At 37.8% G+C, this 23,598-nt stretch carries 22 protein-coding genes; 2 read left to right on the top strand and 20 right to left on the bottom strand.

Annotated features, from left to right (window positions below; genetic code table 11):
- Positions 1-35: 35 nt before the first annotated feature.
- Positions 36-1,031 (top strand): 4-hydroxy-3-methylbut-2-enyl diphosphate reductase, encoded by a 996-nt coding sequence (locus tag ATZ35_RS13230; protein WP_208927648.1) that lies wholly within the window; start codon positions 36-38, stop codon positions 1,029-1,031.
- A 54-nt stretch (positions 1,032-1,085) separates the two neighbouring features.
- Here ATZ35_RS13230 and ATZ35_RS13225 read toward each other — a convergent pair whose 3' ends face one another.
- The 3 genes from ATZ35_RS13225 to ATZ35_RS13215 form a co-directional block, all read right to left on the bottom strand.
- Complete coding sequence (locus ATZ35_RS13225) at positions 1,086-1,946, bottom strand: glucosaminidase domain-containing protein (RefSeq protein WP_208927647.1); 861 nt, start codon at positions 1,944-1,946, stop codon at positions 1,086-1,088.
- A 371-nt stretch (positions 1,947-2,317) separates the two neighbouring features.
- Positions 2,318-4,312, bottom strand: coding sequence for a transketolase (gene tkt / locus ATZ35_RS13220; RefSeq protein ID WP_208927646.1), 1,995 nt, complete (start codon positions 4,310-4,312; stop codon positions 2,318-2,320).
- Positions 4,313-4,410: 98 nt separating this feature from the next.
- Positions 4,411-4,653, bottom strand: coding sequence for a DUF896 family protein (locus ATZ35_RS13215; protein WP_208927645.1), 243 nt, complete (start codon positions 4,651-4,653; stop codon positions 4,411-4,413).
- A 238-nt stretch (positions 4,654-4,891) separates the two neighbouring features.
- Here ATZ35_RS13215 and lexA point away from each other — a divergent pair, with 238 nt between their 5' ends.
- On the top strand, positions 4,892-5,512 hold the full coding sequence (gene lexA / locus ATZ35_RS13210; protein WP_208927644.1) for a transcriptional repressor LexA: 621 nt from the start codon (positions 4,892-4,894) through the stop codon (positions 5,510-5,512).
- Positions 5,513-5,591: 79 nt separating this feature from the next.
- Here lexA and ATZ35_RS13205 read toward each other — a convergent pair whose 3' ends face one another.
- The 17 genes from ATZ35_RS13205 to aroE all read right to left on the bottom strand — a co-directional run bounded on the left by ATZ35_RS13205 (position 5,592) and on the right by aroE (position 23,355).
- Positions 5,592-6,092 (bottom strand): dihydrofolate reductase, encoded by a 501-nt coding sequence (locus ATZ35_RS13205; protein ID WP_208927643.1) that lies wholly within the window; start codon positions 6,090-6,092, stop codon positions 5,592-5,594.
- A gap of 18 nt (positions 6,093-6,110) precedes the next feature.
- On the bottom strand, positions 6,111-7,058 hold the full coding sequence (locus tag ATZ35_RS13200; RefSeq protein WP_208927642.1) for a thymidylate synthase: 948 nt from the start codon (positions 7,056-7,058) through the stop codon (positions 6,111-6,113).
- 12 nt (positions 7,059-7,070) lie between these two features.
- Positions 7,071-8,957, bottom strand: a complete 1,887-nt coding sequence (locus ATZ35_RS13195) for an ABC-F family ATP-binding cassette domain-containing protein (RefSeq protein ID WP_208927641.1) — start codon at positions 8,955-8,957, stop codon at positions 7,071-7,073.
- 65 nt (positions 8,958-9,022) lie between these two features.
- Positions 9,023-11,077 carry a cation:proton antiporter gene (locus ATZ35_RS13190; protein ID WP_208927640.1) on the bottom strand — a complete coding sequence of 685 codons (2,055 nt, stop codon included), beginning with the start codon at positions 11,075-11,077 and terminating at the stop codon, positions 9,023-9,025.
- Between the two features lie 19 nt (positions 11,078-11,096).
- Complete coding sequence (locus ATZ35_RS13185) at positions 11,097-11,375, bottom strand: hypothetical protein (protein ID WP_208927639.1); 279 nt, start codon at positions 11,373-11,375, stop codon at positions 11,097-11,099.
- A 166-nt stretch (positions 11,376-11,541) separates the two neighbouring features.
- Positions 11,542-12,027: a hypothetical protein gene (locus ATZ35_RS13180; protein ID WP_208927638.1), complete on the bottom strand. Its 486-nt coding sequence runs from the start codon at positions 12,025-12,027 to the stop codon at positions 11,542-11,544.
- Between the two features lie 26 nt (positions 12,028-12,053).
- The gene (locus ATZ35_RS13175; RefSeq protein WP_208927637.1) at positions 12,054-12,242 is read right to left on the bottom strand and encodes a hypothetical protein; all 189 of its coding nucleotides are present in this window, start codon (positions 12,240-12,242) and stop codon (positions 12,054-12,056) included.
- Between the two features lie 258 nt (positions 12,243-12,500).
- Entirely contained in the window at positions 12,501-13,349 is an 849-nt protein-coding gene (locus ATZ35_RS13170) for a DegV family protein (protein ID WP_208927636.1), read from the bottom strand.
- A gap of 75 nt (positions 13,350-13,424) precedes the next feature.
- A complete protein-coding gene (locus ATZ35_RS13165; protein ID WP_208927635.1) occupies positions 13,425-14,570 on the bottom strand; it encodes an LCP family protein in 1,146 nt (381 codons plus the stop codon).
- Positions 14,571-14,681: 111 nt separating this feature from the next.
- Positions 14,682-15,530 (bottom strand): prephenate dehydratase, encoded by an 849-nt coding sequence (pheA, locus tag ATZ35_RS13160; RefSeq protein WP_208927634.1) that lies wholly within the window; start codon positions 15,528-15,530, stop codon positions 14,682-14,684.
- 12 nt (positions 15,531-15,542) lie between these two features.
- Positions 15,543-16,043 carry a shikimate kinase gene (locus tag ATZ35_RS13155; protein ID WP_208927633.1) on the bottom strand — a complete coding sequence of 167 codons (501 nt, stop codon included), beginning with the start codon at positions 16,041-16,043 and terminating at the stop codon, positions 15,543-15,545.
- A 17-nt stretch (positions 16,044-16,060) separates the two neighbouring features.
- Complete coding sequence (aroA, locus tag ATZ35_RS13150) at positions 16,061-17,341, bottom strand: 3-phosphoshikimate 1-carboxyvinyltransferase (RefSeq protein WP_208927632.1); 1,281 nt, start codon at positions 17,339-17,341, stop codon at positions 16,061-16,063.
- A gap of 329 nt (positions 17,342-17,670) precedes the next feature.
- The gene (locus tag ATZ35_RS13145) at positions 17,671-18,768 is read right to left on the bottom strand and encodes a prephenate dehydrogenase (RefSeq protein ID WP_208927631.1); all 1,098 of its coding nucleotides are present in this window, start codon (positions 18,766-18,768) and stop codon (positions 17,671-17,673) included.
- 30 nt (positions 18,769-18,798) lie between these two features.
- Positions 18,799-19,965, bottom strand: coding sequence for a chorismate synthase (gene aroC / locus ATZ35_RS13140; RefSeq protein WP_208927630.1), 1,167 nt, complete (start codon positions 19,963-19,965; stop codon positions 18,799-18,801).
- Positions 19,966-20,302: 337 nt separating this feature from the next.
- Entirely contained in the window at positions 20,303-21,364 is a 1,062-nt protein-coding gene (aroB, locus tag ATZ35_RS13135) for a 3-dehydroquinate synthase (protein WP_208927629.1), read from the bottom strand.
- Positions 21,365-21,430: 66 nt separating this feature from the next.
- Positions 21,431-22,456, bottom strand: a complete 1,026-nt coding sequence (gene aroF / locus ATZ35_RS13130; protein WP_208927628.1) for a 3-deoxy-7-phosphoheptulonate synthase — start codon at positions 22,454-22,456, stop codon at positions 21,431-21,433.
- A 29-nt stretch (positions 22,457-22,485) separates the two neighbouring features.
- Complete coding sequence (aroE, locus tag ATZ35_RS13125) at positions 22,486-23,355, bottom strand: shikimate dehydrogenase (RefSeq protein WP_208927627.1); 870 nt, start codon at positions 23,353-23,355, stop codon at positions 22,486-22,488.
- Positions 23,356-23,598: the final 243 nt, after the last annotated feature.

Here is a 23,598-nt window from a genome sequence, read left to right as displayed (position 1 = left end):
ACTTTAAAAATAGTAAAGTAGGAGTTATTTTATTTATGAAAATTATTAATATTAGCCCGCGAGGCTATTGTTATGGGGTTGTTGATGCAATGGTCATCGCTAGAAATGCCTCGCTTGATGAAAACTTACCTCGCCCGATTTATATCTTAGGCATGATTGTTCATAATAAACATGTGACTGACGCCTTTGAAAGCATTGGAATCCACACTTTAGATGGAGCTAGTCGTGAAGATATTTTAGCTCAAGTTGATCAAGGAACTGTTATCTTTACAGCTCACGGAACTTCACCAAAAGTCAAACAATTAGCGGTTGAAAAAGGCTTGACCGTGATTGATGCAACTTGTCCTGATGTGACGATCACCCATGAGTTGATTGAAGCAAAGGTTACAGATGGCTATGAAATTATTTATATTGGTAAAAAAAATCATCCTGAACCTGAAGGCGCATTGGGTGTGTCGCCAGAACATGTTCATTTAGTCGCTAATCAAACAGATATTGCTGATTTAGACTTGCAATCTGATAAAATTTTTGTCACTAATCAAACAACCATGAGCCAATGGGATGTTAGCGATTTGATGGAATTGATTCAAAAAAAATATCCTAATGTGCTTATTCATAAAGATATTTGTAAAGCGACCCAAGTTCGCCAAGAAGCCGTTGTTGAACAAGCACAAGGTTGTGATTTAACACTCGTTGTTGGTGATCCTAAAAGTAATAATAGCAATCGCTTAGCTCAAGTTTCCATTGAACAGGCTGGTGTTCCTGCTCACCGCATATCTGATGTATCACAAATCGATCCTAAATGGTTTTATGATGTGGAGCAAGTAGCCGTGACGGCAGGTGCTTCTACTCCAACACAAATTGTCCGCGAAGTTCTTGACTATTTAAAACAGTTTGATGTAAATAATTCTTTAACACATTCAATGGAGTCAACTACAACTTCGGAGTCGATTCTACCTCGCCCGAGAATCAAAGATCTAACTAAAAATCGTCAACGTCGCTTAGAAGAATTGCGATCAGGAAAACGATAAAAATAAAGCTATCAACAATTCGTCATCTAGATGACTGTTTGTTGATAGCTTTTCTTAGGCAACTTGTAATACTTGTCCTACAGTGATCAATTCAGCTGTGATACCATTTGAAGCCATCAATTGATCCACTGAAACTCCGTATTTTTCAGCGATTCCCCAAAGAGTATCACCAGAGGCTACTGTGTATGTTTGCCCAGCAACAGTGGCACTACTTTGTCCAATTGCCGCTTGATCGCTGCTTGCTTGGTTTTCATAGGCTGTAGTGGCTACGGTACTACCACTATCGTACGCTGTTAAACCGTAGGTAGAAATCAACCAGTTCAGTTTACTTGCATAGTTAGGATCCGTTGCATAGCGACCAGCTAAAGCCGCTGTTGCATCCATATAACTCGTTGTATTACTTTTCCATACACCAGAGTAATGATAGTTACCACTTGAAGCTATCGTTGTTTTAAGCACGTTAGCATGGTCTTGAAACGACTCAGTATAGGATGGATAACTTCTAAATGGTTCGGTTACAGTGACCCATTCACCATTCAAATATTCAGCTGTAGGCATATAAACTGTTTGTCCACCATAACTTCCTTTGACACCGAATAAATTATAGTTTGGAGCCGCAGCTAAACCTGAAGTTCCATAACTACTCTCTAATAATGCTTGAGCGATCATGACAGAGGCATATAAATCATTTGCATCCGCTACTGAAGTAGCTGAATAGCCAATAGAATCAATAAATGCTTGTTGTGAAACTGCTCCTTGAGTTTCAACTTCTGTCGCTTGAACACCCAATGGTAACAGATTCCCTGCGACAGGAAGAAATACTAATGAAGTCCCAATCACAGAAACTATTCTTTTATGATTATTCTTCTGTGTTTTTTGTTGGTGTCTACTACTTCTTGTTTTGATCTCGTCCATTCATTTGTTCCTCCTCAATAGAACATCGTAACACCATTTTACTCGTGGAATTTTTTATAAACAATTATTTACTCCTGAAATTTGAAGTTTTAAAGTGAGTGTAATCTAGCTGAAATTTTTGTTTTATAGTTTCAGGAGCAATTGTTTTGTTCAGTTTACATGGTGTCTATTTTTGGACTGTATTTCCCATCAAGAATCCTTTAGATTTCTATTTATTAACTTTTTTATAATAAATAGAAAAATATTGCAAATGTTACACGGATGTTACAAGCTCTCTTCTATCCATTTTTTTACAAATTATACACTCTATTTACACCAACAAAAAAAGCAAAAGTCCAACTAATTCGGACTTTTGCTTTTTCATTTACTATTTATAATTCATTATATTTTGTTACGACATTTTCAACTGTAAAACCAAATTCTTTTAAGACTAAATCGCCAGGAGCTGAAGCACCAAAGTGGTTGATCGTCACAGTTGTACCAGCTGTACCAACATAACGTTCCCACCCGAATGGTGAAGCAGCTTCGATTGCCACACGCTTGGTCACAGCTTTAGGTAAAACAGATTCTTTATATTCTGCTGTTTGTTTTTCAAATAAATCAAAACTTGGCATTGAAACGACTGAAACATCTTTGCCTTGTTCTGCCAATGCTTTTTGAGTTTCAATGGCTAAGTTCACTTCTGAACCAGTTGCAATTAGGATTCCTTCTGGTTTCTCACCTTTTTGCTTAGAAATCACATAGGCACCTTTTTGAACAAGCTCTCCAGCATGTTCTTTGGTTCCTTCAATAACAGGTAAGTTTTGGCGACTTAAAACTAAAACAGTCGGAGCGTCTTTAGTCGTCATAGCGATTTTCCATGCAGCAACTGTTTCGTTCCCATCAGCCGGACGAATCACTTGAACACCAGGCATACAACGGATACTTGCTAATTGCTCAACAGGTTCATGCGTTGGGCCATCTTCCCCTACCGCTACAGAATCATGCGTCAGTACATAAGTTACAGGAGTATTTTGAATCGCTGCTAAACGAACCGCAGGACGTAAATAATCAGTAAAGACAAAGAATGTTCCACCATATACACGGCTACCACCATGTAGTTGAATTCCGTTCATCGCTGCAGCCATGGCAAACTCACGAACGCCAAACCAAATATTGCGACCTTCATATTGACCCGGTTCAAAATCTTTTTCTGCTGCGACCATTGTATTGTTTGATGCAGATAAATCAGCAGAACCACCCCAGAAACCTGGTACAGCCTTAGAGATTGCTTGAATTGTTTCTTTACTTGTTACACGACTTGCAGCACTCGAACCTACCTCATAAGTTGGTAATTCTTTATCCCAATTTTCAGGAAGTTCATCCGCAAAAGCTTGTTTGAATTGTTTTGCTAATTCAGGATGTGCTTTTGTATAGTTTGCAAACATGTCATTCCAATTAGTTTCAGCTTTGCCGCCTTTTTCTACCATTGTTTCTTTAAAACGAGCAGCAACTTCTTCCGGAACAGTAAAATCAGGATATTCCCAACCATAAACAGTTTTAGCCGCAGTAATGCCATCTGCTCCGATTGGGGCACCATGAACAGAAGATGTGCCTTCTTTTGGAGCACCATAACCAATAACTGTTTTGACTTCGATCAAGGTTGGTTTATCTGATTCAGCTTTGGCTGCTTCAATTGCTTTAGAAATTTCTTCTAAATCATTACCATCTTTTACTAAAATATGTTGCCATCCGTATGCTTCATAACGAGCCCCAACATTTTCTGTAAAGGCTTTTGAAGTTGGACCATCTAAAGAGATATCATTTGAATCGTACAACACAATCAATTTGCCCAATTTCATGTGCCCAGCCATCGAGCTCGCTTCTTGAGAAACACCTTCCATCAAATCACCATCACCGCATAAAGCATACGTATAGTGATCAATCACAGGGAAACTATCGCGATTGTATGTCGCAGCAGTGTGCGCTTCAGCCATCGCCATTCCAACTGCCATTGCAATCCCTTGACCTAAAGGACCAGTAGTCGCTTCAACACCATCTGTATGATGGACTTCTGGATGTCCTGGAGTTTTACTACCCCATTGACGGAAACTCTTCAAATCATCCATTGTTACGCCATAACCTGCTAAATGAAGTAAGCTATAAAGCATTGCAGAACCATGACCTGCTGAAAGAATGAAACGGTCTCTATCTACCCAATTTCTAGCTGTTTTTGGGTTTACTTTCAAATGTTTTGTCCAAAGCGCATACGCCATAGGTGCAGCACCCATTGGTAAGCCTGGATGGCCTGAGTTTGCTTTTTGTACTGCTTCAATACTCAATGTACGAATCGTGTTGACGCCTAACTGATCAGTGTTGTCGAACAAAAAAATCATCTCCTATTTAGGTTTTTTTTACCTTTATTAACTATAGTTTAGCGTATTTCGTTTATGAAAGCAATTACTTTTAGTAAAAAAAACTGAAATTATTTTCTATTGTGCAGGCCTTTTGCCTTTTGGATCTCTTTTAACTTCTCTGGTGTAACGTCATTCCCTTTAGGATCAACGACTTTCATGCCCTCGATATGGTGACGCATACCGCCGCGAAAAGCAGCTAGGTATTCTTGACGAAGCACTTTTTGTTCTTCTTTTTCTTTTTCAGTCAACTCATTTTCTTTTGCTTTTTTGGCAAGTTCGTTGATACGAGTCATTTTTTCTGATGATAACATGCTTTTACCTCCTTTACTTTCCATGTCTATCTTATAAGATGAGCGCCAAAAATACAACTATATTCTTAATAAAAAAGGGAAACAAGTACCTTTAAATACAGAATTTAACATTGAAAGCCTACTTACTTTTTAGTAAAAATTAACCTAAAGCCACGTTTAACAGAAACACGAACGCTTGTTTGATTCCTGTACAAAACTATGGTACACTAAAAATATAAATTGAAAGAAGGTGCGGATTGTGGTGAAACGTACAGACACAAGACAAATTGAAGTACTAAAATATATATATGAACAAGTTGAACTTAAAGGTTATCCTCCAACCGTAAGAGAGATTGGAAAAGCAGTTGACCTTTCTTCGACATCCACTGTCCATGGCCATTTAGCCCGTTTAGAAAAAAAAGGAATGATCCTGCGTGACCCTACAAAGCCAAGAGCCATTGAATTGACAGCAGACGGTCTAGAAAGAATCGGGGTCAAACCTACTGTGATCCCTATGCTTGGTGTTGTTACAGCTGGTGAGCCTATTTTAGCAGTTGAAGAAGCATCTGACTTCTTCCCGCTCCCACCTGACCTAAGAACAGAAGAAAATGCTTTATTCATGCTGACGATTCGAGGAGAAAGTATGATCAATGCTGGGATATTAGATGGTGATCAAGTCATCGTCCGCAAACAAAGTGCTGCTTCAAACGGTGATATTGTGATTGCCATGACGGATGAAGATGAAGCAACCTGCAAACGTTTCTTTAAAGAAACGGACCATGTTCGTCTACAGCCAGAAAATGATGCTTTAGATCCAATTATTTTAAATAATGTCAGTATTTTAGGTAAAGTTGTTGGTTTATATCGCAATCATATTTAGAAACAAAGAGTCTGGGACATAACTTGAAAAGTTATGTCCCAGACTCTTTGTTTCTTTTGTTTAAGTGGCATAAATGATTTTACTCTGCAATCACTTTACGCTGATAGGTTTCAAATTGGTAGGCATAATGATTATTTTCATCTTGTTCCCCTTCACTTAAGTTGATCAATGTCCACTCATCCCAAGCAACAGCAGGAAATTTGGTATCACCTTCAAATGAATGATTAATGACGGTGCGATACAACACATCACAATAAGGTAAAAAATCCTCATATACCGCTGAACCACCTGAAATAAACGTAATTCCAGCAAAAGTTTTTGCGTATTCAAGCACCTCTTCCACAGTATGAAATACAATAACGCCTTCTGCTCGGTATTCTTTATCTCTAGTTAAAACAATTGTTTGACGATTTGGTAACGGGCGGCTGCCCATTCCCTCAAAAGTCTTTCTACCCATCACAATGGTGTTATCTTCCGTCATTTGTTTAAAAAACTTTAGATCATTTGGCAAATGCCAAGGTAAGCGATTCTCTTTTCCAATCGTTCCTTGTTCATCTTGTGCCCATATAGCTGCTAACATCGGGGAACTCCTTTCAAATTAAACGGCAATTGGCGCCTTGATTGCAGGATGGGGATCATATCCTTCAATGACAATATCTTCCATTTCAAAATCAAATACCGATTTTTTTTCTTGATTTAATTTTAATGTAGGAAACGCTCGAACTTCTCGAGCCAGTTGTTCATTCATTTGCTCGATGTGGTTAGTATACAAGTGAGCATCGCCGATCGTGTGGACAAAATCGCCTACTTCTAAACCTGTTTCATGCGCAATCAAATGAGTCAGCAAGGCATAACTAGCAATGTTAAAAGGTACACCTAGAAAAACATCCCCGCTACGTTGATATAATTGACAACTCAATTTTCCATCATTTACATAAAATTGAAACATCGTATGACACGGCGGTAACGCCATCGAAGGAACATCTTCTGGATTCCAAGCTGAAACAATCAAGCGTCTTGAATCTGGTGTTTTTTTGATCATCGCAATAACATTTTTTAATTGATCGATAAATCCACCCTCTTTTGTTTCCCAATGACGCCATTGTGCACCATAAATGTTGCCTAATTCACCATGTTTGGCAGCAAATACCTCATCCGATAAAATTGCTTCACAGAATTTTTTATGTTCTATTTCGTAAGTTTGCTTAAACACTTCGTCTGTTAAAACACGATGGCCAAAATCAGTCATATCAGGTCCCTTGTAATCGGCACTTTTCACATAACGTTCAAACGCCCATTCATCCCAAATATGATTGTTGTGTTGTAAGAGGTAACGAATATTGGTATCGCCATTCAAAAACCATAAAAGTTCGCTTTTGATCAAGCCGAAAGGCACTCGTTTAGTCGTTAATAAGGGAAATCCCTCAGATAAATCAAAACGCATTTGATGCCCAAAAATACTCCGCGTCCCTGTTCCAGTCCGGTCTTCTTTTAGATGACCTTCCTCTAAAATTTTACGGCCTAATTCTAAGTATGCTTCTTCCATAGTTTGTGCCTCCTAGTTTTCTGCAAATTCACTCAAATATTCCCAGCGATCCATTTTTCCATCCAGTTCTTCTTCCACTGTCGCCAATTCGGTTTGAAGCTGTTGTAGTTTTGTAAAATCATCACCTTGGTGATTCATCTCTTCTGTAATTTTAGCTGATCGCTCTTCAAGTTGTGCTATATCAGTTTCGATTGTTTGCCATTCTCTTTGTTCCATATATGTTAACTTTGTTTTTGCTTTCTTTTCACCTTCACTAGTTGGTTTTACTTCTGTTTTCGTTGCTTTTTTCGTGGGCTCTTTACTTACCGCTAAATAGTCACTCATCGATCCAAAATAAGTCGTGATGTGGCCTTCTCCTTGAAAAACCAATAGTTTGTCCATTGTTTTATCAAGGAAATAACGGTCATGAGAAACAGCGATTACAGCGCCTTTAAACGTTTGAATGTAATCCTCTAGAATAGTTAAGGTATCAATATCTAAATCATTTGTCGGCTCGTCCAATAATAACACATTTGGCTGACCAATCAAAAGTTTTAATAAATATAGCCGGCGTTTTTCACCACCAGAAAGTTTCCCAATAACTGTTCCATGCATGAAACGAGGAAATAAAAACCGTTCCAATAATTCAGCAACACCGATAGTGGTTCCATCGCTCCGTTGCACTTGTTCCGCCGCTTCTTGTAAATAAGAAATCATGCGTTGGTTAGGGTCCATCGCTTCATTTTGTTGCGTATAGTAAGCCAAGTTAACTGTTTCACCAATTGAATAGAATCCAGCGTCTAACTCTATACGACCCGCGAGGATATTTAATAATGTTGATTTGCCAGCACCATTTTTCCCAGTTATCCCAATCCGATCTTTTGCTTGGATAAGTATATCAAATTCTTTCAAAATTGTTTTATGTTCGATTTGATAATCACCATTTTGGATTTCTAAAACTTTTTTACCCAGTCTCTGGGTTGCTACATCCATTTCCAGCTGACCTTTTTGATCAACTTGATGGAGATTTTCTTTTAGGTCATGGAAACGATCTTGCCGTGCTTGTTGTTTCGTTCCTCGCGCTTTAACACCAGCGCGCATCCATTCCAACTCTTGTTTATAGAGTTGTTTTCTTTTTTCTTCTTGTTCAACACCGACTCGTTCACGCTCAGCCTTAGCAATAATATACGCCTCATAATTCCCCTTGTATTCGTATAGTTTTCCAAAAGAAAGTTCGAAGATTCGGTTTGTGACCCGATCTAAAAAGTAACGATCATGGGTCACCATTAAAATGGCTCCGCGGTAGCCGTTTAAAAAGCTTTCTAACCAATTGATCGCTTCATAATCCAGATGGTTGGTCGGTTCATCCAATAATAATAGGTCAGGTGATTCGATCAATACTTGGGCAAGACTGACACGTTTCTTTTGTCCTCCAGATAACTCACCTATTTTTTTGTGCAAGGTTTCAATCCCTAGTTTTTGTAAAATAATTTTAGCATCTGTATCTGCTGTCCAGGCATCCTCTTTATTCATGCGTTCTTCTGCTTGAGCATATTGTTTTTGAGCAGTAGGATCTAGTCCGTCTTCTGCTAATGCAAGTAGCGCCAACTCATAGTTTTTAACTGCTTGAATAATTGGTGTTTCGCCTTGGAAAACGGCTTCTACAACGGATAGCTCCGGATCAAACTCTTTATCTTGAGAAAGATAGCCGATTTGATAGTCATTTGGCTGTTGGATCGCCTGACCATCACCATCTCCACTATCCTTACCCGCAAGAATATTCAACAAACTGGTTTTTCCAGTCCCATTTGTCCCAATCAAGCCAATCCGATCTTTATCATGAATATGGAAAGAAATCTGATCAAATAATGTTTTCTCTCCATACGTTTTCGTTAATTCAGTTACTTTTAACTCGTTCATTTGCTCACGCCCTTTTCATCCTGCTTATTGTATCAAAAAAAAGTAAAAAAAAGAAGCTAGTTTTCTTAGTCTGCTTCTTTTTTTAATTCTCTTGTCAGTTTCCTTAGTGGAACAGCACTTGAAATATCGTTGATCGAATAGGATTCTAGCAAATTGACATTTTTCCGATATTCATTTGCTTCAAGAGAAGTTATTTTTCCAGAGATTTCATATTCATCGATCACTTTTCGTTCTTCCTGATAGCCAATCAATAGTTCTTTTACATAGTTAGATTGAGAGCGAACAATGAAAGAATCAATAAACGTCCCATCTTCTAGCCTATGCGCCAATTGTAGCCGTCCTTCAATAAAGAAGCGAATGATTTCTTCATCGTAAATACCATTTAGATTATCCAAACTTTTTAAAATAACCTCTGTATTTTGTAAAAAGACCTGGCGAACATTTTCTAGTTCTTCTTTTTGGAATTCTCGTCTATTTTCTTCATCTTTCTGAGCGAATAAATGCTTTGGATGGATAAAAAACGCAATGATTTGCCGAACAAACAGCAACCAAAAACCGATAATCGATAGTAACTGCCTAGCAATTGAACGTTCCATTCTTGATATCAAACGTTCATATAACCGATAGCCTTCAATTCCGATTTCTTTTTGACGAAAGCTCTCTTCCAAACCATCTCGTTCAATCGAAACAATCAATGCTCGTAACTCTTGCACTTCTTGTCGTTGATCCGACGGTAGTTGTTCTGTATACAGTTCTTTTACGCGATCTTGATAATTTTCAATCACAACATTCATTTCAACATGAGGATCTTCTTGATTTATCTTTTTAAGTTTTTCGATGACCTCTTGCAACAGCATTATCCCTTGCATATTTGTACTTTCAATCTCATCTGAGTCGGTTAAAAATGGTAAAACAAGAATCCCTCCAACTAACGTGACCAAAATCACACAAGCAGTGATAAATAAGAGTAACGAGCGTTCAGGAAAATCTTGTCCATTTAAAGTCAACGGTAAAATGAAAATAGTCGCCAAACTAACGGTTCCTTTGACGCCGCCAAACGTTAAAATCAGCATTTCATTCATCGAATGCCAGACGTTTTTCAAGCCGTTTTTTACACTATAAATCACAAAAATGGAGAAAAATCGAGCAACAAACAACGTCACACTTAAAATCAAAATAACCAACATCAAAAAGCTGTTAGAATATGTCTCACTATTCCAAATAGGTGAAAAGACTTGAGATAATTCAATTCCTAAAAATAGAAAGACAAGGGCATTTAGCATAAACGTAATTGTGCCCCAAGTACTTTCAGAAACACTAGAAAGCTCCGCTTCAAACAAAGAGACCTTTTTAAAACTCGCTGCTTGCATAACACCAGCTACTACCGCTGCAATGATTCCAGAAACATGAAATAATTCAGCGACCATATAGGCTAAAAAAGGCAACAATAGTTCCAATAGTAAATAACCTGTAACATCTCTTGCTGAAGCTTTTTCTAAAATCATGACAACTTGACGTTTGATCATCACTAAGATAGCACCTACAAAAGCGCCTCCAATACTAGAGACAACTAAAGTAATTCCTGCATCGGCAGCTGAAAAACTCCCAGTCAATAAAGCCGCTAGCGCAAATTGGAATGCTGTAACGCCGGAAGCATCATTGATTAGGCCTTCACCCTCTAAAATATGCATCGCTTTAGGCGGGATTTGAATTTTTCCAGATAAAGAACCTACAGCAACTGCATCTGTAGGTCCTAAGGCTGCACCTAATGCAAAACAAGCGGCGATCGGTAAAGCTGGTATAACCATATGTAAAGCCCAGCCTACGCTTACAAGAGTAATCAAAACACCAATGAAAGCTAAAAATAAAATGACACTAAAATTTTTCATAGTAGCCGCAGTATCGTTTCGTTCCCCTTCTCGGAACAACAATGGTGCAATGATCATCACTAAAAATATTTCTGGTTCAAATACGATTTCACGACCAATAGAGGTAATTCCAATCAAAACCCCTACAATTATTTGTACGATCGGCAATGGAATGATCGGCACGATTCGATTAAAGACATTTGAAAAGGTGATCGCAAAAGCAAATACAATAATTAAATAAACAAACTCCATCTCGTATCCCCCTTATTCATTACTGATTGAGTTGTTTCCCTAAGTACCGTAATAATTTTTCTTTTTTACAGGTAATTTTCTTTTCTATTAATCCAAGCTCTTTTTCCTTATCACATAGTTCTAATTGTGCACGACGAGCTTCTAAACGGAGCAACTCAGATTTAACCAATTCTATTTTTTTATAGTTCAAAAAATTTCTCTTTTTTATATGCCGTTCCCACTCTGCTTTTTTCTCTGGTGGCAACTCTTTATATTTTTCACGTAATTCAGCAATTCGTTGCTCTATTTCTTTATTCACAACAATACTTCCTTTCAGAATTTCTCTGCACATTATAGCAAATTGTTTAAGAAATACCTACTAAAATTGACTATTATTTTAGAAAAACTTTATGAATGTAATTTCTGACCCTCAAAATGAATTAAAAAGAGAAATCAGCTGTCTAATTTCTCCTTTAAGTGGTTGATTACTGCTTGTCTTCCTCAACTAAAATACTGATTTCAGCCTCTTCATTCAAACGATCGGAAAGAAACGCCAATAGATCTTCTAATGAAATTGAGAATTTCATCATAGGGCCACGACGACCATTTTTAAAATAATTCAAACGAATTTCATTTTCCTTAAGCAATAATGCCATTTTTTCTACATCTCGATACAGCACACCATTTTTATCAAACGGTCCTAAAATGAGTCGATCATCCGAAAGACCTTTTGCATCTAGTAAAAAACTCAAAACAAGTAACATTGCTAAGAAACTACGCAGTCTTTGATCGAGCGATTGTTCAATAAATAGCGTACTAATAAGGATAAATAGACTTACCCCAATCACTAATCCATAGATAAGTTTTCTTTTGACACTCTTGATCAAAATGCTTTTTCTAACCAAGATTAAATAAACATACATGATCACAACAAAAGCTGTGAGTAACACTGTAAAAAAATCTATACCCAAAATACGCTCCTCTTAAAAATAGAATTTCAACCTTTATTTAACTCTGTTAGTTGTTGATTGATTTTTTTTATTTTATCTTTGCAAGCTAATATATCACGAATCATCTGATCACGCTTAACGCCTAGCGGCAATCGATTAACTACTTGATAATATGCAGCGAGCAGTTGAACTTGTTTCATTTTTTCTTTTTGTAAACGTTCTTCTATTAGATTCATCCACTCGCCCTCCTTTTCTTTAAGTATACCTTACTTTTAAAGAAAAATGACTATTGAATTGTTATTTTTTATTGATTGTAGTAAAAAAGGATTCTCTTTCTATTATTGTAGCATACTATTTCTTTTTAGTTGAAGTATACGTTTAGTCACACATTGATAGTTGATCGTCAACCTCAAAAATACTTTTTAAGAATCGAAATAAGGATGAAGCAAAACGAAAGAATCGTTTTGTTTCATCCTTATTTTAATATAATTTATTTATTGCGCTGAAATACAAAGAGCAATAGCTTTCTCACCGAGATGAGTCCCAATAACAGGGTTAAAATGACCGATTTCAATAACTGCATTTGGATACTTAATTTGAAGTTTTGCTTTTTCTTCCTCAGCAACAGCTAAGTTGTTGGCATGAATCACATATAATTTAACGGGTCGGCCAATTTCTTGGTCCCGTTTACCGATAATTGCCTCTGCACGAGCAAAGGCCTTTTTAGTTGAACGGATTTTTTCAAATAAGACAATTTTACCATCTTCAAAAGTCAAAATCGGCTTGATTTTTAATAAACCGGCAATCAGAGCTGCTCCATTCGTTAAACGACCACCACGTACCAAATTGTTCAAATCCTCAACAATTAAATAAGCGTACGTGTTATCACGAATGATGTCTAGCTTAGCAAAAATATCTTCTAGACTAGCATTTTCTTTGATTAAATCTAAAGCAGCTTCTACCATATGCCCCATTGGCACACTTGTAATTTTAGAGTCATAAGGATAAAGTGTAACACCATCGATTGAATCCGTTAGTGAAAATAATGTATTCACAAAACCTGAAATCCCAGAAGAAAGATGAATACTGATAATCGTATCATATCCCTTAGCAGCAATTTCTTTGTAGAGTTCAATCACTTCGCCTAATGCAGGTTGAGAAGTTGTTGGAAACTCGTTACTATTATTTAATAGCTCATAATATTCATCAGCTTCGATATCGACACCTTCGTTATATATCTTACCATCTAAAATAACTGGAATGGGGATAATAAACAGATTAGGAGAGTTCTTAATTCGCTCGGGTAAATAGGCTGTACTATCTGTCACAACAGCAATTTTCATTTTGTAACCTCGTTTCACTCATTTTGCACGTTAGTATAAATATAGCATAAATCAGTTAATATTTAAATAAAATCCTCATTGCCCAAGAAATTCTTGAACTGCCTTTTGATTCGTTTCTAAATCAATTTGAAGAATGCTCCCAGCATAGTAGCTTTCATCGTTACTCCATGAACCTTCTACTGGAACCGCTAAGCGTTCAATCCCACTTCCACCTTTTAGCATCAAAGAAGGACCATTTTTCAACATAAACGTCGTCGGGATATCTGTAGACATATAACCAACTAAACGTCCTAATGATTCAGGTGTACGAAGTAATGCTAAAGGATTTTTCAACTGCCCCATAACAGCCGACATCACTTGTTGCTGACGGCGAACACGACCAAAGTCGCCTTCTTCATCTTTTCTAAAACGAGAATATTGTAAAAGTGTATGCCCGTCCATACTTTGCTGCCCTTTGGCGATATCGACACCATCTAAATTCAAGTCTTTTTCAGCATCGATTTTAACTCCGCTTGGGAACATCGAATCAACAATTTTTTCAAAGGATTGAAAATCAACTTTCGCATAATATCTACATTGAATATTGAAATTTTCCGCTAATGTTTGGCGAACTAAATCCGCACCGCCTAGAGCATAAGAAGCGTTGATTTTATTTGCATCATAGCCTGGAATATCAACGAATATATCTCGCATAAATGAAATCAATTTAGGCTTTTTAGATGGTCCGTCTAATTGTAGTACCATTATGGTATCTGCACGTCCAGCATCTTCTCCTCTTGTATCACTACCCAAAATCAAAATATTGTTGGCGCCGTTTGCACTTTTCACACCATTAAATGTTTCAAGTGCTTCTTTAGGCAAAGATGCATCATTTTCTGCATATGATTTACCTTTAAAAAAGAATCCTACAGCTAAAACAATCAGCAAGACAAAGAATAATGCAATTCTTTTAGGCCAACTAAATCTTCTCTTTTTTCTGATTTTTTTTGGTTTTTTCTCTTTTTTGGGTATTTGTTTTGACGGGCCATTTGAATTGTCTTGTCCCGAATAGTTTTCCTGATGCTCTGTGGGCTCTTGGTCAGGAAATGTTTCTAGTCCTCGATAATAGCTTTGTCTAGGTTCTTCAGAATGATTTTTTTCTTTTCTAGGATTAAAGGAATTTTTCTCTTCTATTGGTTTTGCTTTATCATGTATATGTTTATAACGATCCACGCGGCTCATTATTTCCACCTCACTATCAATTAACAACAGTTATAAGCATACCTTATTTTAATAGAAATTCCTATTAGTTAGTTAAAATTTAACAAAAAATAAAAAGACCTTTTCAGATCTTTATACCCCGTTGATTGGATGAATCGCATAATTTCCGAATATTTTTACAGTTCCACCCATTAAACGTATTTCTTCTAAAGCGTTATCCAGTAATAATTGTGGTTTTTGAACGTTGATATCAATTAAAAAGAAATATTCTCCCAATGTTGTTTTTAATGGACGTGACTCGATTTTGCTCAAGTCAATATCTCGCCAGCTAAATGCTGATAATGCTTTATGCAGTGCACCTGGCATATTATTTGGCATCGTCAAAGCAATTGTCAGCTTCTGGTGTTCTGATTGAATTGGTAACTCAATTTTTTCGGCGCCTAAAACCCAAAATCGTGTTTGATTGATTTCTACATCTTGAATATCTTTCCCAACTATTTCAAGATCATACGTTTCAGCAGACATTTTCGGTGCAATCGCTGCGATTTTTTGGTTTGGATGACTGGCAACAAAATTTGCGGCATAGGCAGTGGATGGTGTTGCCTCAAGCTCAGCCAGTGGAAAATAAGTACGAATAAATTCTTGTGATTGCGCTAAAGCTTGTGGATGTGACATGATTTTCGTTGTTTCAAGCCATCGCGCTTGATTCTTTTTAGACACCATAAATTGTTGATAGATCGGTAGTACAATTTCGGCTCCGACCGGAATGGTTGTCTGATGAAAAAGATAATCTACCGTAGTGTTAACAGAGCCTTCAATCGTATTTTCAATTGGTACGACGCCTAGATCGACCTCCCCAAATTCAACCCCTTTAATACACGCAGGAATTGAATGATACGAAACCAATTCCTCATTTGGAAAGGCAGTTCTAGTTGCATTATGAGTAAAAGAAGCTTCTGGACCTAAATAACCGACTTTCATTGACTCACCTACCTATATATTTTCTAGAATTTCATGAACAATCTCTTCTGGCGTTCGATCATCTGTCGCAACAACTAAGCTAGAACTCTCTTCATAAAAAGGGATACGAGGCTCAAAAACCTGTCTAATTTCCTCTGGGGATTTTGACACAACTAAAGGTCTAACAGTGGTATGATCGTGTTTTAAACGCGGAATAAACACTTCTGGCTTTGTTTGTAAATAGATAACAGGTGCCATTTGCTTTAATAGTTCCCGATTCTCCGGTCTCATGACAATGCCGCCACCTGTTGATACAACTTGATTATGATCAATATAGCGTTTTAAGACATTCGTTTCTCGTTCTCTAAATGCTTCTTCACCGTGTAAATCAAAATATTCTTGAATTGTCATTCCTATTTCTTCAACGATTTTATCATCAAAATCGATGTGTTCCATACCCGTTTTTTCTGAAAGCAGTTTTCCCACAGTGGTTTTCCCCGCTCCCATAAAACCAATTAAAATAATCCCCTTCATCTTCATTCCTCCGTTTATCAATATAATTTAGTTAAATCATCAAAAAATCTTGGATAAGAAACTGAAATTGCTTCCGCTTTGTCTAATTCAACTTTGCCACTTTCTACTAAAAGAGCCGCAATTTGCAGCATCATACCAATGCGATGGTCTCCATAACTTGTTACATTCGCACCGTTTAGTGGTGTTTTACCATGAATAATTAATCCATCATCAGTTGGCTCGATTTTAGCTCCCATTTTGTTTAACTCAGTTGCGACTGCATCGATCCGATTCGTTTCTTTTACTTTCAACTCTTCAGCGTCACGAATAATTGTGGTTCCCTCAGCCTGAGTGGCTAATAAAGCAATGATCGGTAGTTCATCGATTAATCTTGGAATAATTTCTCCACTGATTTCAATTCCTTTAAGATCACTTGTTTCAACGGTTAAAGTTCCAGCTTTATTGGCTTCACTACCCGATTCTTGTACTAGTAGCTTTCCACCCATTTGTTGAATAACATCAATGATTCCCGTACGAGTTGGGTTTAAGCCAACGTTCTTTAAAATGATTTTGCTATCTGGAATGATCAGTCCTGCCGTAAGGAAGAAGGCCGCTGAAGAAATATCCCCTGGCACCACTACTTCTTGTCCAACTAACTTTTGTGGTCCACTGATTCTAATTTCTTTTCCTGAAACTGAAATATCACCGCCAAATTGACGAATCATATCTTCTGTATGATCACGCGTCTTCTCTTTTTCTACAATAACGGATTCACCATGAGCTTGTAAAGCGGCAAACAAAATCGCTGATTTAACTTGAGCACTCGCAACAGGCATTTGATAATGAATAGGGCTTAGTTTTTCTGTACCTTTCACTGTCAGCGGCGGAAACTCTGTCCCATCATGCCCTGTACAAACAGCACCCATTTGATTGATCGGTAGCATTACTCGATTCATAGGACGTTTAGCAATCGAATGATCACCAAACAATTCGGTAGTGAACGATGTTCCTGCCAAAATCCCCATAATCAAGCGAATCGTAGTCCCAGAATTTCCAACATAAATTGCTTGCTTCGCAGGTTTCAATCCTGAGAAACCATTACCATGAACGGTTATAACTTCGCCATCATCTTCAATTTTAACCCCCAAATCTTGAAAAGCTTTTAAAGTGCTTAAACAATCATCACCACGTAAAAAGTTGCGAATCGTCGTCTTCCCTTCAGCAATAGCACCAAACATAATACTTCTGTGAGAAATCGATTTATCACTAGGAATATCAATTACCCCATTCAAACCAATTTTATTAATAACTAAATCCAAAAAATCCCTCCTAAACTTAAAAGCGCAGCGAGCTCGTTCAACTCTGACAGAAAAATAGGAAATTCTAACTGAGGTGTTTTTTGCCTCATTTAGAATTTATCTTTTTCCCGAAGAGTTAGCTCTTGAAGCTAGATAACACATGGTAACAACGTTCCGCTTCGCTACATCTTGTACTTTTCAACATCTTAATAACTGAAGGAAGCAACCTTCCTTTCAGTCACATTGTACCAAGTCTTTTCGTGCGACGAGTAATTGCAGGAGCAATCAATATCAACTCATAATATTGTTGTATTTCTCGGCATGTTTCAAAGCAACTACTATACAAAATCTCATTTTTCATAGCACAAATATTCTGTCTCTTTTTCAATAGTCACTTTCGCTTTTTCTAAATCATCCTGCCTTTTAAAGGTTAATTGTAAAATACCGTAAATATCTTCCCGAGTTTCAAGAATTTTCAAATTAATCAACGAGAGGTTTGCTTTACCTAATAAACCTGTAATCTCTGCAATCACACCTGGGACATCCGGTACGTCAACAAATAAATCATAGAAGGCTGGAATTGCGCCCTCTTTGTGAACAGGCATTTGATTTCTTGTTTCTTTTGCTTCATAGAAAAACTGATAAATCGCTTCACTATTTTCATTTTGGATCCAATCGGAAACTTGTTCCATTTCAGTTTGCCATGAATGCATCAACGTTAATAACGCCTCTTTATTACTCAGCAAAATATCAGTCCACATTTGCGGATCAGAAGAAGCGATCCGGGTAATATCACGAAAACCGCCAGCCGCTAATTGTCGTGAGCGGGGATGTTCTTCATTGAAAACCTTACTTTGGTTGACTAGACCCGCTGCAATAATATGTGGTAAGTGACTGAGCATTCCTGTAATTTGATCATGTTCCTCTGCTGTAAGAACCACAAATTTTGCTCGTGTTCCTTGTAAAATGGTTTGTAATTGCTGGACTTGCTTTTGTGTTCCATCTTCTGAAGCGGTTAAAATATAATACGCATTTTCAAATAAGTTTTCATCCGCTGCCGTCACACCAGATTTATGTGAGCCTGCCATAGGATGTCCACCGATAAACGTTTTTAACCCAGCTGCTTGAGCTGTTTCAATAATTTCTAATTTCGTACTGCCAACATCTGTTATGATTACCTCTGGTTTTAATGACAAGGTTCCTAATAGTTTGAGTTGGTTCAACATACTTTTAACAGGCGTACATAAAAAAATAATATCTGCTTGTACCGCTGCTGTTTCAATTGTGCTCTCTTTTTGGTCAATGATTTTTCGCTTTAACGCAAAGTCTACAGAACTTTCTTGATTATCCATCCCGATGATCGTTACAGCTGGATGCTCTTTTTTTATACATAAAGCAATTGAACTGCCGATCAAGCCTAATCCAATGATCAAAACCTTTTTATCCATTCCGCTTCACTCTCCATTTTTTAATTTGAATTAAAACGTTTGAGTATAGCGGCGGTAAGAGTCAACTTCTGCTTTCATTTGTTCAAAAGCATCGCTACCAAATTTTTCCAACATTGCTTGAGCAACTTCTGTTGCCACAACCGCTTCACAAACAACACTAGCAGCGGGCACAGCAGTACTGTCAGAACGCTCTACGCTTGCTTTGTACGGCTCTTTTGTATCGATATTGACACTTTGTAAAGGTTTATACAATGTCGGAATCGGCTTCATAACACCTCTAACAACGATTGGCATTCCATTTGTCATACCACCTTCAAAACCACCTAGATTGTTTGAAGTTCTTGTATACCCAGTTGCTTGATCCCAGACAATTTCATCCATAACTTGGCTGCCTGGTTTAAAGCCCATTTCAAAACCAATCCCAAATTCAACCCCTTTAAAAGCATTGATACTGGTAACGGCTTGAGCAATTTTCGCATCTAACTTGCGATCCCATTGGACATAACTGCCTAATCCAATCGGCACACCGCCGACAACAACTTCGACCACTCCACCGATCGTATCACCATTTTTCTTAGTTTTATCTATCAGATCACGAATTTCTTGTTCAACTGAAGGGTCAAGAACTCGAACGTCGGATTTTTCTGAACGTTCTTGAATTTCTTGAACGGTTAAATTATCTGGAATTTCAGCTTTGATTCCACCTAATATGGCCACATGCCCCGCTACTTCGATATCTAGCTCTTTCAACAGTTTTTTAGCAACGGCTCCAATTGCCACACGCATAGTTGTTTCGCGTGCTGAGGAGCGTTCTAAGACATTTCTAAGATCATCATGCTGGTATTTAATGCCGCCAACCAAATCAGCATGACCAGGACGTGGTTTGTTAACGCGGCGAATCTTCTTCTCTTTTTCCGTGACTTTTTCGATCGACATAACCGATGTCCAGTTTTTCCAATCTTTGTTCTCAACCACTAATGTCACTGGCGAACCTAATGTTTTTCCGTGACGAATGCCTGAAGTGATTCTTACTTGATCTTTTTCAATCAACATTCTACCGCCACGACCATATCCACCTTGTCTTCTTGCTAGCTCTAAATTAATATCCTCAGGTGACAATGGCAACCCTGCTGGTAAGCCTTCGATAATTGCTGTCAATTCTGGTCCGTGTGATTCTCCCGCAGTAATAAAACGCATGTGATTTCCTCCTAATTTTAAAAGTGTAACGGGCTCGTTCAGCTCTGACAGAAAAATAGGAAAAATTGACTGTGGTGCTTTTTGCCACATTCAATTTTTATCTTTTTTCCGAAGAGCTAGCCCGTGCAGCTAGATATGGTAACAACGTTCCGCTTTGCTTCACCTTGCACTTTTCAACATCTTAATAACTGATGGAAGTAACGTTCCTTTCAGTCACCTTGTACCAATCAATATCAACTCATTACTTCGTTGTATTTCTTGGCATGTTTCAAAGTAAAAGCGTAATAAGCCCGTTTAAGCTCGCCTGGAAAACAGAAAAGCTAACACTCGTTGCTAGTTAGTCTAAATAACTCTTCATTTCTTCGATTGGAATACGAACAATTTTTGCATGACCGATCGTTTCTAATAAAATAATATTGATTTTTCCGCCGCGCGCTTTTTTATCATGTGTCAACGCACTATACAGTTGTTCTTGATCCCACAACTCTGAGGTGATCGGCAAATGAAATTTTTGGATCATTTTATTCAGTTGGTCTGTCGTACCGCTCGGCGTTAATTTTTTACTTTCAGCGACTCTGGTGATCTGGCTCATCCCGATTGCAACCCCTTCACCATGCGTTAAGTTACCGTAACCAGCTGTATTTTCTAATGCATGACCGATCGTATGCCCGAAATTGAGAAGTAAACGAACACCATTATCTAATTCATCTTCTTCTACTACTTTTCGTTTTATTTTACAGCAAGCAGCAATGATGTCTACTGCATGTAAAATCAAATCATGCTCATCAGTCAAATCAGCCAATTTTTGCCATAAATGCTTATCTGCAATCGCAGCTGATTTAATGATTTCAGCAATCCCTTCTCTAACACGTCGAACCTCTAAGGTGTTCAACGTATCAGGATCAATTAAAACGCCATCCGGCTGAGCAAATGTTCCAACTAGATTTTTAGCTTTAGTCGTATTGACGGCTGTTTTACCACCAATACTACTATCTACTTGTGCCAACAACGTCGTTGGAACTTGTAAAAAATGCAAACCACGCATATATGTTGACGCAATAAAACCTGCTAAATCACCCACAACGCCACCACCTAAGGCGATAATCCCATCACTCCTAGTCAATCCTTTATCTGCTAGAAAATCGTAGATTTCAGCAGCGACAGTCAGGCTTTTACTTTGTTCACCTGCATCGATCACAAAAGTTGCAGGCTCAAAACCAGCTTCTAGTAAACGTTTGGAGACTGCTTCACCATACAAAGGCTGAACATTAGTATCAGTTATGATCACAACTTTTTGCGGTGCCCATAACGCTTTTACCCAAGAACCGATATCTTTCAACAGTCCTTTTTCAATGGTTAAATCATAAGAATGGTTTGGTAAATTGACCGTGAGTTTCATTTTTTCAACTCCTATTTTTTATTAAAAAGAAATACTAACCTTTATCTATGCCCTAATTTCGTTCCTTTATTCTCCTAAAGCATTGATTTCTTTCATTGCTTTTTCCATAATATGAACTTCTTGCATCATTCGCATGTAAGTTTTTTCGTTTAGTGATTGTGGACCATCAGACCACGCATTAACTGGATCTGGATGGATTTCAACGATTAATCCATCTGCACCAGCAGCAACTCCTGCACGTGCCATTGGCGGAACTAGGTCCCAAATCCCAACTCCGTGACTAGGGTCAACAATAATCGGAAAATGGCTTAGCTTTTTAATTAGTGGTACAGCACTCAAATCCAACGTATTACGTGTGGCTGTTTCGTAGGTACGAATCCCACGTTCAATGAACATCACATTGAAGTTACCTTGTGCCGCAATGTACTCCGCAGCATTTAACCACTCATCAATTGTACCAGAAATACCGCGTTTTAAGCCAATTGGTTTACCTGTTTTTCCAACTGCTTGTAATAATTTGAAGTTTTGCATATTTCTCGCACCAATTTGCAAAATATCACTGTATTGAGCAATCATATCAATATGCGCTTCATCCATGACTTCTGTAATAACTTTCATGTCAAATTCATCGGCTGCTTGACGAATGTACTTCAAGCCTTCTTCTTCTAATCCTTGAAACGCGTATGGAGAGGTTCTAGGTTTAAATGCTCCACCACGTAAAATCGTTGCGCCGCCAGCTTTAGCAATTCTGGCACATTCACGGATTTGATCTAAACTTTCAATCGAACAAGGGCCAGCCATCATCGTCATACTTCCATCGCCTATCTTAATGCCATCAACATCCACAACTGTGTTTTCTGGGTGAAATTCCCGACTTGTTAATTTGTATGTTAAGGAAATTCTTACTGCGTTTTCAACACCATCGTAACTATTAAATGCTACATCTTGCATTTTTCTTGTGTCACCAACCAAACCAATGATGGTTTGCTCTTTGCCTTCACTTAGATGAACTTCTAGTCCCTCTTTTTTTACTCGTTCAATCACCGATTTGATTTGTGCCTTTGTTGCTTCTGATTTCATAATTACGATCATGTATATTCTCTCCTTCAGTCAATTCTAATTTAGTTGTTTTCAATAATTGGTTTTACGATTTCTATTGGCATTTCTTGTCCTGTCCATTTTTCAAATGCTGCAGCTCCTTGATATAGCAGCATGCCTAAACCGTTGTTGGTTTTAGCGCCACGTAACCGTGCTTGTTTTAGAAATTCTGTTTCTCTAGGTGTATAAATAACATCGCAGACAGCTAAGTCTGGCCGAATGATCGAAAAATCTTGGATCGGTGTTTGACCTTCTAACGGCTTCATTCCGACACCAGTTGCGTTTAGTAATAAGGCACTTTCTGCTACATCTTCAGCCAAAGCGGCTTCATCAGATAAGTCATGTAAGTTAATTGTACAGTTGGTATTTTCAGAAATATACGCTAATTTTTCTTTAATTTTATCGTAGAAATCATCTTTTCGATTATAAACAGTGATTTCCTTAACACCATCTAATGCTGCTTGAACAATAATGGCTGTAGCTGCACCACCTGCACCGATGATTGTCATTTTTTTACCAATAAGATCAACTTCAATGTCTTGCAAGCTTCTCATAAATCCGGTGCCATCTGTATTATGTCCTGTCAGCTTACCTTGATCATTCGTAATCGTGTTGACAGCGCCGATCAAGCGAGCAGCTTCACTTAGCTCATCCATATATTCCACTGCTAATATTTTGTTTGGCATTGATAGATTAGCCCCTATCATATCCAAGTTCTTGATTGAATCGATTGCTTGTTTTAATCTGTCTGTTCCCACTTCAAAAGCAAGATAGACCGCGTCGATTCCTAGTGTTTGAAAAGCTGTATTATGGATCATTGGTGAAACACTGTGACGAATCGGTGTAGCAAATAGTGCAGCCAATCTCGTGTGGCCTGTGATCTTATTGTTCATCTTATTTCCTCCTCAAAAAGTGATTTTCGTCAAACAAAAAAGGTATTCACGTAAATTTTCAGAAAAATCTACAGTGAACACCTCACAAAAAATAGGTAATATAAAAGCCACTATAGATTTTATCATCTACGCGGCTGAAAGTCATCTCAAAATCCCCTAGCCATCATAGATACAAACTTGCTAGTCTGCATCCACAATGTTCATGAATACAAACTCATCTAAAATAGCTAAAGTAATAATTAT

The sequence above is a fragment of the Enterococcus rotai genome (genome assembly GCF_001465345.1).
GTDB lineage: Bacteria > Bacillota > Bacilli > Lactobacillales > Enterococcaceae > Enterococcus_L > Enterococcus_L rotai.
This window is presented reverse-complemented; position numbering and strand designations above follow the sequence as displayed.

Excerpts from the sequence above, each read along its gene's own strand:
- aroB (WP_208927629.1), bottom strand. The coding sequence starts at position 21,364 with ATGAAACTCACGGTCAATTTACCAAACCATTCTTATGATTTAACCATT.
- aroC (WP_208927630.1), bottom strand. The coding sequence starts at position 19,965 with ATGCGTTTTATTACTGCGGGAGAATCACACGGACCAGAATTGACAGCA.
- aroF (WP_208927628.1), bottom strand. The coding sequence starts at position 22,456 with ATGATCGTAATTATGAAATCAGAAGCAACAAAGGCACAAATCAAATCG.
- ATZ35_RS13225 (WP_208927647.1), bottom strand. The coding sequence starts at position 1,946 with ATGGACGAGATCAAAACAAGAAGTAGTAGACACCAACAAAAAACACAG.
- ATZ35_RS13145 (WP_208927631.1), bottom strand. The coding sequence starts at position 18,768 with ATGGATAAAAAGGTTTTGATCATTGGATTAGGCTTGATCGGCAGTTCA.
- ATZ35_RS13190 (WP_208927640.1), bottom strand. The coding sequence starts at position 11,077 with ATGGAGTTTGTTTATTTAATTATTGTATTTGCTTTTGCGATCACCTTT.
- aroE (WP_208927627.1), bottom strand. The coding sequence starts at position 23,355 with ATGAACAATAAGATCACAGGCCACACGAGATTGGCTGCACTATTTGCT.
- ATZ35_RS13155 (WP_208927633.1), bottom strand. The coding sequence starts at position 16,043 with ATGAAGGGGATTATTTTAATTGGTTTTATGGGAGCGGGGAAAACCACT.
- ATZ35_RS13200 (WP_208927642.1), bottom strand. The coding sequence starts at position 7,058 with ATGGAAGAAGCATACTTAGAATTAGGCCGTAAAATTTTAGAGGAAGGT.
- ATZ35_RS13205 (WP_208927643.1), bottom strand. The coding sequence starts at position 6,092 with ATGTTAGCAGCTATATGGGCACAAGATGAACAAGGAACGATTGGAAAA.
- pheA (WP_208927634.1), bottom strand. The coding sequence starts at position 15,530 with ATGAAAGTCGGTTATTTAGGTCCAGAAGCTTCTTTTACTCATAATGCA.
- ATZ35_RS13215 (WP_208927645.1), bottom strand. The coding sequence starts at position 4,653 with ATGTTATCATCAGAAAAAATGACTCGTATCAACGAACTTGCCAAAAAA.
- ATZ35_RS13170 (WP_208927636.1), bottom strand. The coding sequence starts at position 13,349 with ATGAAAATTGCTGTTGTGACAGATAGTACAGCCTATTTACCCGAGCGA.
- ATZ35_RS13175 (WP_208927637.1), bottom strand. The coding sequence starts at position 12,242 with ATGAATCTAATAGAAGAACGTTTACAAAAAGAAAAAATGAAACAAGTT.
- ATZ35_RS13230 (WP_208927648.1), top strand. The coding sequence starts at position 36 with ATGAAAATTATTAATATTAGCCCGCGAGGCTATTGTTATGGGGTTGTT.
- ATZ35_RS13195 (WP_208927641.1), bottom strand. The coding sequence starts at position 8,957 with ATGAACGAGTTAAAAGTAACTGAATTAACGAAAACGTATGGAGAGAAA.
- ATZ35_RS13165 (WP_208927635.1), bottom strand. The coding sequence starts at position 14,570 with ATGAGCCGCGTGGATCGTTATAAACATATACATGATAAAGCAAAACCA.